Here is a 13,414-nt window from a genome sequence, read left to right as displayed (position 1 = left end):
TCTCCCTTAAAGTTGCATGAAAAATCCCTTTTATCCCCGCGTTAAGCGTCTTAACCTTAAACATGTATATTAAATATAACTTTAAAAGGTGTGATCATGTTTTGTGTGCAATGTGAACAAACTATCCGTACTCCGGCAGGAAACGGCTGCTCATACGCGCAGGGGATGTGTGGTAAAACGGCGGAAACCTCTGACCTTCAGGATTTACTCATCGCGGCGCTGCAAGGGCTTTCGGCCTGGGCGGTAAAAGCGCGTGAATACGGCATCATCAACCACGATGTAGACAGCTTTGCGCCACGCGCATTTTTCTCAACCCTGACCAACGTTAACTTCGATTCTCCGCGTATAGTCGGCTACGCTCGTGAAGCGATTGCCCTGCGCGAGGCGCTGAAAGCACAATGCCTGGCTGTAGATGCCAACGCCCGCGTCGATAACCCGATGGCTGACCTGCAACTGGTGAGCGATGATCTTGGCGAGCTGCAACGTCAGGCAGCAGAATTTACCCCTAACAAAGATAAAGCGGCGATTGGCGAAAACATTCTCGGCCTGCGCCTGCTGTGCCTATATGGCCTGAAAGGTGCGGCGGCCTATATGGAACACGCGCATGTTCTCGGTCAATACGACAACGATATTTATGCCCAGTACCATAAAATCATGGCGTGGCTGGGAACCTGGCCTGCCGATATGAACGCGCTTCTTGAGTGTTCAATGGAAATCGGCCAGATGAACTTCAAAGTGATGAGCATTCTGGACGCAGGCGAAACCGGTAAATACGGTCACCCGACCCCAACCCAGGTCAACGTCAAAGCGACGGCGGGTAAATGCATTCTGATTTCCGGTCACGATCTCAAAGATCTCTACAACCTGCTGGAACAGACCGAAGGCACGGGCGTTAATGTCTACACCCACGGCGAAATGCTGCCTGCGCATGGCTACCCGGAGCTGCGTAAATTCAAGCATCTGGTCGGTAACTACGGCAGCGGCTGGCAGAATCAGCAAGTGGAGTTCGCTCGTTTCCCTGGCCCCATCGTGATGACCTCGAACTGCATCATCGACCCAACCGTAGGCGCTTATGACGATCGTATCTGGACCCGCAGCATCGTTGGCTGGCCGGGTGTGCGTCATCTGGATGGCGAAGATTTCTCTGCGGTCATTGCCCAGGCGCAACAAATGGCAGGCTTCCCGTACAGCGAAATTCCGCACCTGATCACCGTGGGCTTTGGTCGTCAAACGCTGCTTGGCGCAGCGGATACGCTGATTGATCTGGTAAGCCGTGAAAAACTGCGTCATATCTTCCTGCTTGGCGGCTGTGACGGCGCACGCGGCGAGCGTCACTACTTCACCGATTTCGCCACCAGCGTGCCGGATGACTGCCTGATCCTCACTCTCGCCTGTGGTAAATATCGCTTTAACAAACTCGAGTTTGGCGATATCGAAGGTCTGCCGCGTCTGGTGGATGCTGGTCAGTGTAACGATGCTTACTCAGCAATTATTCTGGCGGTAACGCTGGCAGAAAAACTGGGCTGCGGTGTCAACGATCTGCCGCTGTCACTGGTGCTCTCCTGGTTTGAACAGAAAGCGATTGTCATTCTGCTGACACTGCTTTCTCTGGGTGTGAAAAATATCGTCACCGGCCCGACTGCACCTGGTTTCCTGACACCAGACCTGCTGGCGGTGCTGAACGAGAAATTCGGCCTGCGTTCTATCACCACTGTTGAAGAAGACATGAAGCAACTGTTGAGCGCGTAAGGAGTTTGTCGATGACGATGCCAACGAATCAATGCCCGTGGCGGATGCAGGTTCATCACATTACGCAAGAAACGCCGGATGTGTGGACGATTTCCCTGATTTGCCACGATTACTACCCATATCGCGCCGGGCAATATGCACTGGTCAGCGTGCGTAACTCAGCGGAAACGCTGCGTGCTTACACCATTTCCTCCACGCCAGGCGTGAGTGAATACATCACCCTGACTGTGCGGCGGATTGATGACGGAGTCGGCTCCCAGTGGCTGACGCGCGATGTAAAACGCGGTGATTATCTCTGGCTTTCAGACGCAATGGGGGAATTTACCTGCGACGATAAAGCAGAAGATAAATTCCTGTTGCTGGCGGCAGGCTGCGGCGTCACGCCGATTATGTCGATGCGTCGCTGGCTGGCGAAGAACCGTCCGCAGGCCGATGTGCAGGTGATCTACAACATGCGTTCGCCGCAGGATGTTATTTTCGCCGATGAGTGGCGCAACTATCCGGTGACGCTGGTGGCAGAAAATAACGTTACCGAAGGCTTTATCGCTGGTCGTCTCACTCGCGAACTGCTGGCAGGTGTCCCTGACTTAGCTTCACGTACCGTGATGACCTGCGGCCCGGCTCCGTATATGGATTGGGTAGAGCAGGAAGTGAAAGCGCTCGGCGTGACGCGTTTCTTTAAAGAGAAATTCTTCACCCCAGTAGCGGAAGCGGCGACCAGCGGTCTGAAATTCACCAAACTGCAACCGGCACGAGAATTTTACGCCCCGGTTGGCACCACGCTACTGGAGGCGCTGGAAAGCAATAAAGTTCCGGTTGTCGCTGCCTGCCGTGCGGGTGTTTGCGGCTGCTGTAAGACGAAAGTGGTTTCCGGTGAATATACGGTGAGCAGCACAATGACGCTGACCGACGCCGAAATCGCTGAAGGTTACGTACTGGCCTGCTCCTGCCATCCGCAGGGGGATTTGGTTCTCGCATAATCGCCTTATGCCCGATGATATTCCTTTCATCGGGCTATTTAACCGTTAGTGCCTCCTTTTTCCCCCATCCCTTCCCCCTCCGTCAGATGAACTAAACTTGTTACCGTTATCACATTCAGGAGATGGAGAACCATGAAACAAACGGTTGCAGCTTATATCGCCAAAACACTCGAATCGGCAGGCGTGAAACGCATCTGGGGAGTCACGGGCGACTCTCTGAACGGTCTTAGTGACAGTCTTAATCGCATGGGCACCATCGAGTGGATGTCCACCCGCCATGAAGAAGTGGCGGCCTTTGCCGCTGGCGCTGAAGCACAACTTTCAGGAGAACTGGCGGTCTGTGCCGGATCGTGCGGCCCCGGAAACCTGCACTTAATCAACGGCCTGTTTGATTGCCACCGCAATCACGTTCCGGTACTGGCGATTGCCGCTCATATTCCCTCCAGCGAAATTGGCAGCGGCTATTTCCAGGAAACCCACCCACAAGAGCTATTCCGCGAATGTAGTCACTATTGCGAGCTGGTTTCCAGCCCGGAGCAGATCCCACAAGTGCTGGCGATTGCCATGCGCAAAGCGGTGCTTAACCGTGGCGTTTCCGTTGTTGTATTACCGGGCGACGTGGCGTTAAAACCTGCGCCAGAAGGGGCAACCACGCACTGGTATCATGCGCCACAACCAGTCGTGACGCCGGAAGAAGAAGAGTTACGCAAACTGGCGCAACTGCTGCGTTATTCCAGCAATATCGCCCTGATGTGTGGCAGCGGCTGCGCGGGGGCGCATAAAGAGTTAGTTGAGTTTGCCGGGAAAATTAAAGCGCCTATTGTTCATGCCCTGCGCGGTAAAGAACATGTCGAATACGATAATCCGTATGATGTCGGAATGACGGGATTAATTGGCTTCTCGTCAGGTTTCCATACCATGATGAACGCCGACACGTTAGTGCTACTCGGTACTCAGTTCCCCTACCGCGCCTTCTACCCGACCGATGCCAAAATCATTCAGATTGATATCAACCCAGCCAGCATCGGCGCTCACAGCAAGGTGGATATGGCACTGGTCGGCGATATCAAGTCGACTCTGCGTGCATTGCTTCCACTGGTGGAAGAAAAAGCCGATCGCAAGTTTCTGGATAAAGCGCTGGAAGATTACCGCGACGCCCGCAAAGGGCTGGACGATTTAGCTAAACCGAGCGAGAAAGCCATTCACCCGCAATATCTGGCGCAGCAAATTAGTCATTTTGCCGCCGATGACGCCATCTTTACCTGTGACGTTGGTACGCCAACGGTGTGGGCGGCACGTTATCTGAAAATGAACGGCAAGCGTCGTCTGTTAGGTTCGTTTAACCACGGTTCGATGGCTAACGCCATGCCGCAGGCGCTGGGTGCTCAGGCAACCGAGCCGGAACGTCAGGTGGTCGCCATGTGCGGCGATGGCGGTTTTAGCATGTTGATGGGCGATTTCCTCTCAGTAGTGCAGATGAAACTGCCGGTGAAAATTATCGTCTTTAATAACAGCGTGCTGGGCTTTGTGGCGATGGAGATGAAAGCTGGTGGCTATTTGACTGACGGCACCGAACTACATGACACCAACTTTGCCCGCATTGCCGAAGCGTGCGGAATTACGGGTATTCGCGTGGAAAAAGCCTCTGAAGTCGATGAAGCCCTGCAACGCGCCTTTTCCATCGACGGTCCGGTGCTGGTGGATGTGGTGGTCGCCAAAGAAGAATTAGCCATTCCACCGCAGATCAAACTCGAACAGGCCAAAGGTTTTAGCCTGTATATGTTGCGCGCAATCATCAGCGGACGCGGTGATGAAGTGATCGAACTGGCGAAAACAAACTGGCTAAGGTAAAAAGGGTGGCATTTCCCGTCATAATAAGGACATGCCATGATTGATTTACGCAGTGATACCGTTACCCGACCGAGCCGCGCCATGCTCGAAGCGATGATGGCCGCCCCGGTTGGGGACGACGTTTACGGAGACGACCCTACCGTTAATGCTCTGCAGGACTATGCAGCAGAGCTTTCCGGTAAAGAAGCCGCCATTTTTCTGCCTACCGGCACTCAGGCCAACCTGGTCGCTCTGCTCAGTCACTGTGAACGCGGCGAAGAGTATATTGTCGGTCAGGCCGCGCATAACTATCTGTTTGAAGCCGGTGGCGCGGCGGTGCTGGGCAGTATTCAACCGCAACCCATCGACGCGGCTGCCGACGGCACGCTACCGCTGGATAAAGTGGCGATGAAAATCAAACCCGACGATATCCATTTCGCCCGCACCAAATTACTCAGTCTGGAAAACACTCACAACGGCAAAGTGTTGCCGCGAGAATACCTGAAAGAAGCATGGGAATTTACTCGCGAGCGCAATCTGGCGCTGCATGTTGACGGTGCGCGCATCTTTAATGCCGTGGTGGCTTACGGCTGCGAACTGAAAGAGATCACGCAATATTGTGATTCGTTCACCATTTGCCTGTCGAAAGGACTTGGGACGCCAGTCGGCTCGTTACTGGTCGGTAATCGTGATTACATTAAACGTGCCATCCGCTGGCGGAAAATGACCGGTGGCGGAATGCGCCAGTCCGGCATTCTGGCTGCCGCCGGGATGTATGCCCTGAAAAATAACGTCGCGCGCTTACAGGAAGACCACGACAACGCCGCCTGGATGGCGGAGCAGTTGCGTGAAGCAGGCGCGGATGTGATGCGTCAGGACACCAATATGCTGTTTGTTCGCGTCGGGGAAGAAAATGCTGCCGCGTTAGGCGAATACATGAAAGCGAGAAACGTGCTGATTAACGCCTCGCCGATTGTCCGCCTGGTGACCCATCTTGACGTCTCGCGCACTCAGCTGGCGGAAGTCGCCGCCCACTGGCGCGCATTCCTGGCGCGTTAAGGAGGGAGACGTGCCGCAACGCATTTTAGTTCTCGGTGCCAGTGGCTACATTGGTCAGCATCTGGTGCGAACACTCAGCCAGCAGGGGCATCAGATCCTGGCGGCGGCACGTCATGTCGACAGGCTTGCAAAGCTGCAACTGGCAAATGTCAGTTGCCATAAAGTCGATCTCAGCTGGCCGGATAACCTTCCGGCCCTGTTGCAGGATATCGATACGGTCTATTTTCTGGTGCACAGCATGGGCGAAGGCGGCGATTTTATCGCTCAGGAGCGCCAGGTGGCTCTCAACGTCCGCGATGCGCTACGTGAAGTCCCAGTTAAGCAATTAATCTTTCTCAGTTCGTTGCAGGCCCCGCCACATGAGCAGTCGGACCATCTGCGTGCCCGTCAGGCTACGGCGGATATTCTTCGTGAAGCGGGTGTCCCGGTGACCGAATTGCGTGCCGGAATAATCGTTGGTGCAGGTTCAGCGGCGTTCGAAGTCATGCGCGATATGGTCTACAACCTGCCAGTGTTAACGCCGCCACGCTGGGTTCGTTCACGCACCACGCCCATCGCGCTGGAAAACTTGCTGCACTATCTGGTGGCGCTGTTAGATCATCCGGCCAGCGAACATCGCATCTTCGAAGCCGCCGGACCAGAAGTGCTCAGTTATCAGCAACAGTTTGAACATTTTATGGCGGTGAGCGGTAAGCGCCGCTGGTTGATCCCCATCCCCCTCCCGACCCGCTGGATTTCGGTGTGGTTTCTCAATGTGATTACTTCCGTACCGCCCACCACCGCCAGGGCGTTGATTCAGGGGCTGAAACACGATCTGCTGGCGGATGACACCGCGCTACGTGCACTCATCCCACAACGGCTGATCGCTTTCGATGACGCGGTACGTCGCACCCTGAAAGAGGAAGAAAAGCTGGTCAACTCCAGCGACTGGGGATACGACGCTCAGGCCTTTGCCCGCTGGCGACCGGAGTACGGTTATTTCGCCAAACAGGCGGGGTTTACCGTTAAAACGTCCGCCAGCCTTGCGGCTTTATGGCAGGTGGTGAATCAAATCGGCGGTAAAGAGCGTTATTTCTTTGGCAATATTTTGTGGCAAACCCGGGCGTTGATGGACCGCGCGATCGGTCATAAGCTGGCGAAAGGCCGCCCGGAGCGTGAATATTTGCAGACCGGCGATGCGGTGGATAGCTGGAAAGTGATTGTCGTTGAACCGGAAAAACAACTTACGCTGTTATTTGGCATGAAAGCGCCGGGGCTGGGACGACTGTGTTTTACCCTGGAAGATAAAGGCGACTATCGTACTATCGATGTTCGCGCATTCTGGCATCCGCACGGTATGCCGGGGCTGTTTTACTGGTTATTGATGATCCCCGCGCATCTGTTTATTTTTCGCGGAATGGCAAAACAAATCGCCAGACTGGCAGAACAAAGCACAGATTAATCGACAAAACCTGCGTTATTCTTTCATGTTTCCCATTGCATCATGGGGGAAATCACGGAAGAATGCGCACGTCATTTTCTCAACAACAGTGGATTGATATGAAGGTACTGGTTACCGGCGCCACCAGCGGCTTAGGTCGAAACGCGGTAGAGTTTTTATGCCAGAAAGGCATCAGCGTGCGAGCGACCGGTCGCAACGAGGCAATGGGTAAATTGCTGGAAAAAATGGGCGCAGAGTTTGTTCCGGCGGATCTGACCGAGCTGGTCTCATCACAAGCTAAAGTGATGCTCGCGGGCATTGATACGCTGTGGCACTGCTCCAGCTTTACCTCGCCCTGGGGGACACAACAGGCTTTCGATCTGGCTAACGTTCGCGCCACTCGCCGCCTGGGTGAATGGGCTGTCGCCTGGGGTGTGCGTAACTTTATTCATATCTCTTCCCCCTCCCTGTACTTCGATTATCACCACCATCGCGATATTAAAGAAGATTTTCGCCCTCACCGCTTCGCCAACGAGTTTGCCCGCAGCAAAGCAGCCAGCGAAGAGGTGATCAATATGCTTTCGCAGGCGAATCCACAAACGCGCTTTACTATTCTGCGCCCACAAAGTCTGTTCGGACCGCACGATAAAGTCTTTATTCCCCGTCTGGCGCATATGATGCACCACTATGGCAGCATTCTGTTACCGCACGGCGGCAGTGCGCTGGTGGATATGACCTACTATGAAAATGCCGTGCACGCCATGTGGCTGGCAAGCCAGGAAGCCTGCGATAAGCTACCTTCCGGGCGTGTGTACAACATCACCAATGGCGAGCATCGCACACTGCGCAGCATCGTGCAGAAGCTGATCGACGAGTTGAATATTGACTGTCGTATTCGTTCCGTCCCCTACCCGATGCTGGATATGATCGCCCGCAGCATGGAGCGTTTAGGCCGCAAGTCAGCAAAAGAGCCGCCGCTGACCCACTACGGCGTCTCCAAGTTGAATTTTGACTTTACGCTGGATATTACGCGTGCGCAGGAAGAGTTAGGTTATCAACCAGTCCTCACCCTGGATGAAGGTATCGAGAAAACTGCCGCCTGGCTACGCGACCACGGAAAACTGCCGCGCTAATCCTGCCCGTATTTCTCCAGCAACGCTTCGGCAATCGCCTGAGTTTCTGCATCCGCTTCGCCGTTGTATAACGTCGGGCGGAAATGCATCTGGAACGCCATAATCACGCGCCGCTGCTCGCGCGGTGTCATATCAGGTTTAACGTCATAACCGTAGCGCGCCAAAAGCTCCAGCAATGACGCGGTATCTACCGGTGTGTGCGGCGCGCGCCCGGCAAGGTAAAAGTTCACCCGCTGCGCATCCGGCCAGGCACCAATCCCCTGCTGCGCCAGTTGTTGCCAGGGGAATAACGGCCCCGGATCGTCTTTGCGCTGCGGCGCAATATCCGCATGTGCCACTACGTTTTCCGGCTTGATGTGATAACGGGCAATAATATCTTTCGCCAGCGGAATAAGCGCCTGAATCTGTGCCTGTTCAAACGGGGCAAAATATTTCACTCCGGCTGATTTCTGCCAGCCACGGTTTTCCAGCTCAATGCCAATAGAGGTGTCGTTAAGGCGCGTTGCCCCGCGCCAGGCGCTAATCCCCGCATGCCAGGCCAGTTCTTCTTCCGGCACCAGTTGCCAGATGCGCGGTTTACCGTTGTATCGCGGTGGTACCGCAGGGACCAGATAATGCGAGCTGACCTGCTTATCGGTCAGTGTCGCCAGCGAGCTATCAAAATCATCTGCGGTGTAGTGGATCACCAGCACTTTAATGCGAGGATACGCCGCCTGCGCCTGGCGTCGGGTATCAAGCTGATATCCCTCTTTCTCGACAATGCCTTTTTCGCCTGCACACCCTGCCAGTAACAGAGCGGCGGCGACCAGCCAAAAGACTCTTCTCATCGACGCGTTTTCACCGCCGTACCGCTGACGCTAACCATCAGCATACTGCCGTTTTGCCCGACCGTTTCGTAGTCGATATCAATACCAACCACGGCATCGGCCCCCAGTGCCCGCGCCTGGGAGCCTAGTTCCTCAAAGGCGATCTCCCGCGCTTTACGTAGCTCTTTTTCGTAGGCACCGGAGCGTCCACCAACGATATCGCGGATACCGGCAAAGAAATCACGGAAAATATTGGCACCTAAAATCGCTTCGCCGGTCACCACACCGCAATATTCGACGATGGTCTGGCCTTCCAGAGTTGGGGTTGTAGAAAATTGCATGATCGATCTCCTTGTTTGTTAAGCCTTCGATCTCTAAAGCATTATCGGACTGATATGCCATGTTGGGAAGAAGGTTTTGATCAGTTTAGGAAATCATCTCATTGTGTCAAAAACAGGTACATAAGCCTGTACAATTATCCGTTGCATAACCCGATATTAGTTTTATTATGGAGCACCGCTTACCTGTCGTATTATGTAGTACCAGCAACATTAATGAGTGGGAAGAGTCAACTTATATTGTAAATGATTCCTAAAGTCTTCCCCATCTTGCGCCTGAGGTATATATCTCTGGATTGCTTTTTGGTCAGCCGCCGCAAAACAAGAAAGTAATAAGATCTCAATGCTTTTGTCATTAATATAAGCGAAGATCATTCTTGCAAATTCGTATATAAACGCCCGGTCCTGAGCGCTTAATAGTTTAATACAATATTTATTTTTAAGAGAATAAAGTATTTCAAGGAAAGCATCCGCAGCAACCTTCACGTTATTACCGGCGATCATATTATATATATCTCTTGCACAGATAGAGTACAGAGATAGTAAACAGCCATACAAATAATCATTTATTAATTCTTTTGTCCATTTTACTGGCAACCATGGTTTTATCTTGACACCATGCATACTACAGTCATGAAAAAGACATTTGCTGAAATTAACTCTTATCATATCAACATTAAAAAAATGGCAATTAATAAATTTTAAAGAATGAGTATTCACATTGTTAATTTTAACAGTTCTAAACGAAACGTTTTTGAATACATTGTTTACTATATTGCTATTTGTTATTTTAACATCACCTAAACTGCCGTTTTCAAAACAACATTTTTTCAATATGCTTTCATTCACAACAGTGTGTGATAAATAGAGATTACTTATGTTTTGCTTTATTAATGCCACGTCATTAAAATGACTATATTTAATAAAGCAACCATCATTGAGTAGTGTTTTAAGATTGACTAAATTAGTTGCATCTTCACGTACCATCGTGGCAACTGGAACAGGCAACGACATGAAAACTTCTTCATTCACCATCAAGTGGATCATGCATTGCGTTCCCTTTGTCATATCCACACTTACGCTACAAATATCGTTGTAATGCGAAGAGTGCATTTCAGGAAACAAATTAAACACGGTATCTTGAAAGGCACTAAATCGTGTTAATAAATCCTGATAATGAACAGGTTTTGTTTCAAAATTATCATCAGCAAATCCAAGCACTATTGCATGCTCTACATCTAACGCAGTTTCAAATGACTCTTCTTCTGTAAAATCATTATTTAAAACCTCACCTGACGTATTATCACTGTCATAAAAAGTGCTCATCAATGCGATATTGTTTGTTACAGCGTCTTTTGCGATATTCTCACTAATTGCATATCGCCTGCTATAATCATAAAAATGAATAAACGCATCCTTTATAAAGGATATATATTGCTCTTTGTTAAAGTCAATACGACTGTATAATTTTTCAAAAATCACATTCGCAATCTTACTACCCATAGTATGCCTGTATAATAATGGGTGCGATTCAATCGTAAAATACTTGTCTAATTGATGTTGTAATTTATTCTCATAGTCCAGTGGGAAAAGAAATTTTTGTCTTTCAAGTTTCCCATTCGATATATTACGTATTCCAATGGTAATTCTTTCATTACCCACTTTTATTTCAACTTCGTTATCTTCTGATTTGCCAAGATATTTTTTAACATCAATCTCGAAAGCATTACTAAAAAATATATTAAATTGATAATTCGCTGATGGAATATTTTCCGCTAGCAACTCATCATTTTTTATGAGATCACTATCAGCATTTATTGCTAATATCAGATGCAAGTAGATGGTGTCCCATGTAGACAACTCACCCTTACGACTGGAATTTAATATCGCGAAAAATTCCCTCAGTGAATCGAGGAAATTATCACTTTGATTCAGTTGTGTGCCTGGAAATGATGATGCTTGATCAGATATATTGTTTATCATATTAAAAATCACCCAAGGGAAAAGATATTCCACTGAACTCCTCGTGCTTTATTATTATAAAAGCACAACGCATTTATACTCATATTAATTAACGAAATACTGATACAGTTTGATTTATTCTTCACTCAAACTCATTAGCTTAAATTCTTTACCCACAACTGTAGCATATATAATATTATCAAAAGTCAAAGTTGGGACTATCAAATTTCGCTCATTTTCAAAAATACAATGTAATTTTAGCAATCATCTTAATCGCAGGATCTCTTATTGCATGTGAAAAATTCTGTAATGATTAGACAATAACCGCGTTCATTTATCACGCGTTATAAATGTGAAACTGGCTTCTTGCAGATGCTCTTAACCTCTACAGGAGGATTTATCCCGCCATTTCAGAACTATCATATTTACCTTAAATGATCATTTCAGCCATATAACACGCTCAACCTCACAAATGGTTTACACTGTCTATTGTTTGGGTAATTTAAGTAAGTCAGCTACGAGCAACCTTGAGTGGGTAGCCAGCAATGGACTCAAACCCAATCAGGTGTTCAGATTGTTTCAGAATTGTATTAAAAACAATGTATTAAATAATCTGATAACGTTTGGTCGTAGTGTGACGCAGACAGCAAGCTAATAAGGAAATGATTATGCGCTACCGTTCACTATCTCTACTTATTCCATGTGCACTGCTGCTGAGTGCCTGTACCACCGTCACGCCAGCTTATAAAGATAACGGCCCCCGCACCGGTTCCTGTGTCCAGGGTGGCCCTGACAGCGTGGCTCAACAATTCTATGACTACCGCATTCAACATCGCAGCAATGACATTACCGCCCTGCGCCCCTATTTGAGTGACAAACTGGCAACCCTACTTAGCGATGCCAGCCGCGATAATAGTCATCGTGAATTGTTAAGCAGCGATCCGTTCTCCAGTCGAACCACCTTGCCAGACAGCGCCCACGTTGCCAGTGCATCGACTATCCCTAATCGTGATGCCCGTAACATTCCATTGCGCGTGGATCTCAAACAGGGTGACCAAGGATGGCAGGATGAAGTGTTAATGATTCAGGAAGGCCAGTGTTGGGTCATCGACGATGTGCGCTACTTAGGCGGTAGCGTTCACGCCACAGCGGGTACGCTCCGTCAGTCCATCGAGAATCGCTAAAGCCTTGATCAACCAATAAACCCCGTAAATTGTCCGGCATTTCGTGAGGAATGCCGACATTTATGCTCGCCGACCACCGCCCCCGTTATTTTGTGCTATGTTTATTGAATAATGCGCTTTGCTTTTAACTTTTAAAGCAGAAATATTGCATAATTATTCTGTCAAAGGTACTATCTTCGACCTCAATAGCTATCAGACTGCCAGTATACGAGTGTCAATGAGTATTCAATTAAACGGCATTAATTGCTTCTACGGCGCGCATCAGGCGCTGTTCGATATCACGCTGGATTGCCCACAGGGCGAAACGCTGGTGTTACTTGGCCCCAGCGGCGCGGGTAAAAGCTCGCTGCTGCGTGTACTCAATCTGCTTGAGATGCCGCGCTCCGGTACGCTCAACATTGCAGGCAACCATTTCGATTTCACCAAAACACCCTCTGACAAAGCGATTCGCGATTTGCGTCGTAACGTTGGCATGGTGTTTCAGCAATACAACCTGTGGCCGCATCTGACCGTGCAGCAAAACCTGATTGAAGCGCCCTGCCGTGTACTGGGGTTGAGCAAAGATCAGGCGCTGGCCCGTGCAGAAAAACTGCTGGAACGTCTGCGTCTCAAACCTTATAGCGATCGTTACCCGCTGCATCTTTCTGGTGGTCAGCAGCAGCGTGTTGCTATTGCCCGTGCGTTGATGATGGAACCGCAGGTACTGCTGTTCGATGAACCGACCGCCGCACTGGACCCGGAAATTACGGCACAAATCGTCAGCATCATTCGTGAGTTGGCAGAAACGAATATTACCCAGGTGATCGTCACCCACGAAGTTGAAGTGGCGCGTAAAACCGCCAGCCGAGTGGTGTATATGGAAAACGGTCATATCGTAGAACAAGGCGACGCGAGCTGCTTTACCGAGCCGCAAACCGAAGCATTTAAAAACTATCTCTCTCACTAATATTCGG

General features: G+C 50.1%; 10 protein-coding genes and 1 pseudogene. 8 read left to right on the top strand and 3 right to left on the bottom strand.

Going from position 1 to position 13,414, the window contains the following annotated elements; genetic code table 11:
- Nucleotides 1-96: 96 nt before the first annotated feature.
- From hcp to G434_RS01465, 6 genes are all read left to right on the top strand, one after another.
- On the top strand, nucleotides 97-1,749 hold the full coding sequence (gene hcp / locus G434_RS01440; RefSeq protein WP_000458817.1) for a hydroxylamine reductase: 1,653 nt from the start codon (nucleotides 97-99) through the stop codon (nucleotides 1,747-1,749).
- Nucleotides 1,750-1,760: 11 nt separating this feature from the next.
- Complete coding sequence (gene hcr, locus G434_RS01445; RefSeq protein WP_000178665.1) at nucleotides 1,761-2,729, top strand: NADH oxidoreductase; 969 nt, start codon at nucleotides 1,761-1,763, stop codon at nucleotides 2,727-2,729.
- Nucleotides 2,730-2,861: 132 nt separating this feature from the next.
- Nucleotides 2,862-4,580: a ubiquinone-dependent pyruvate dehydrogenase gene (gene poxB / locus G434_RS01450; RefSeq protein ID WP_000815359.1), complete on the top strand. Its 1,719-nt coding sequence runs from the start codon at nucleotides 2,862-2,864 to the stop codon at nucleotides 4,578-4,580.
- Between the two features lie 36 nt (nucleotides 4,581-4,616).
- Nucleotides 4,617-5,618 (top strand): low-specificity L-threonine aldolase, encoded by a 1,002-nt coding sequence (gene ltaE, locus G434_RS01455; RefSeq protein ID WP_000566383.1) that lies wholly within the window; start codon nucleotides 4,617-4,619, stop codon nucleotides 5,616-5,618.
- A gap of 10 nt (nucleotides 5,619-5,628) precedes the next feature.
- A complete protein-coding gene (locus G434_RS01460; RefSeq protein ID WP_001136543.1) occupies nucleotides 5,629-7,059 on the top strand; it encodes an SDR family oxidoreductase in 1,431 nt (476 codons plus the stop codon).
- Nucleotides 7,060-7,157: 98 nt separating this feature from the next.
- On the top strand, nucleotides 7,158-8,171 hold the full coding sequence (locus tag G434_RS01465) for an NAD-dependent epimerase/dehydratase family protein (protein ID WP_001305933.1): 1,014 nt from the start codon (nucleotides 7,158-7,160) through the stop codon (nucleotides 8,169-8,171).
- Here G434_RS01465 and amiD read toward each other — a convergent pair.
- The 3 genes and pseudogenes from amiD to G434_RS01480 all read right to left on the bottom strand — a co-directional run.
- On the bottom strand, nucleotides 8,168-8,998 hold the full coding sequence (amiD, locus tag G434_RS01470) for an N-acetylmuramoyl-L-alanine amidase AmiD (RefSeq protein ID WP_001255163.1): 831 nt from the start codon (nucleotides 8,996-8,998) through the stop codon (nucleotides 8,168-8,170). The two genes, G434_RS01465 and amiD, sit on opposite strands and share 4 nt — an antisense overlap.
- Nucleotides 8,995-9,318, bottom strand: a complete 324-nt coding sequence (locus G434_RS01475; protein ID WP_001160737.1) for a heavy metal-binding domain-containing protein — start codon at nucleotides 9,316-9,318, stop codon at nucleotides 8,995-8,997. The genes amiD and G434_RS01475 overlap by 4 nt, the downstream gene beginning before the upstream one ends.
- Nucleotides 9,319-10,092: 774 nt before the next feature.
- A pseudogene (locus G434_RS01480) lies at nucleotides 10,093-11,331 on the bottom strand (pentapeptide repeat-containing protein); the annotation flags it as partial.
- Between the two features lie 614 nt (nucleotides 11,332-11,945).
- On the opposite strand from G434_RS01480, the gene G434_RS01485 reads away from it, so the two are divergent.
- Entirely contained in the window at nucleotides 11,946-12,461 is a 516-nt protein-coding gene (locus G434_RS01485) for a lipoprotein (RefSeq protein ID WP_001270657.1), read from the top strand.
- Nucleotides 12,462-12,678: 217 nt separating this feature from the next.
- A complete protein-coding gene (gene artP / locus G434_RS01490; protein WP_000027205.1) occupies nucleotides 12,679-13,407 on the top strand; it encodes an arginine ABC transporter ATP-binding protein ArtP in 729 nt (242 codons plus the stop codon).
- The last annotated feature ends 7 nt before the right edge of the window (nucleotides 13,408-13,414 follow it).

This window comes from Escherichia sp. KTE172 (genome assembly GCF_000408845.1).
GTDB lineage: Bacteria > Pseudomonadota > Gammaproteobacteria > Enterobacterales > Enterobacteriaceae > Escherichia > Escherichia coli.
The sequence above is the reverse complement of the archived record's forward strand: the minus strand, read 5'-3'. Positions and strand labels throughout refer to the sequence as shown.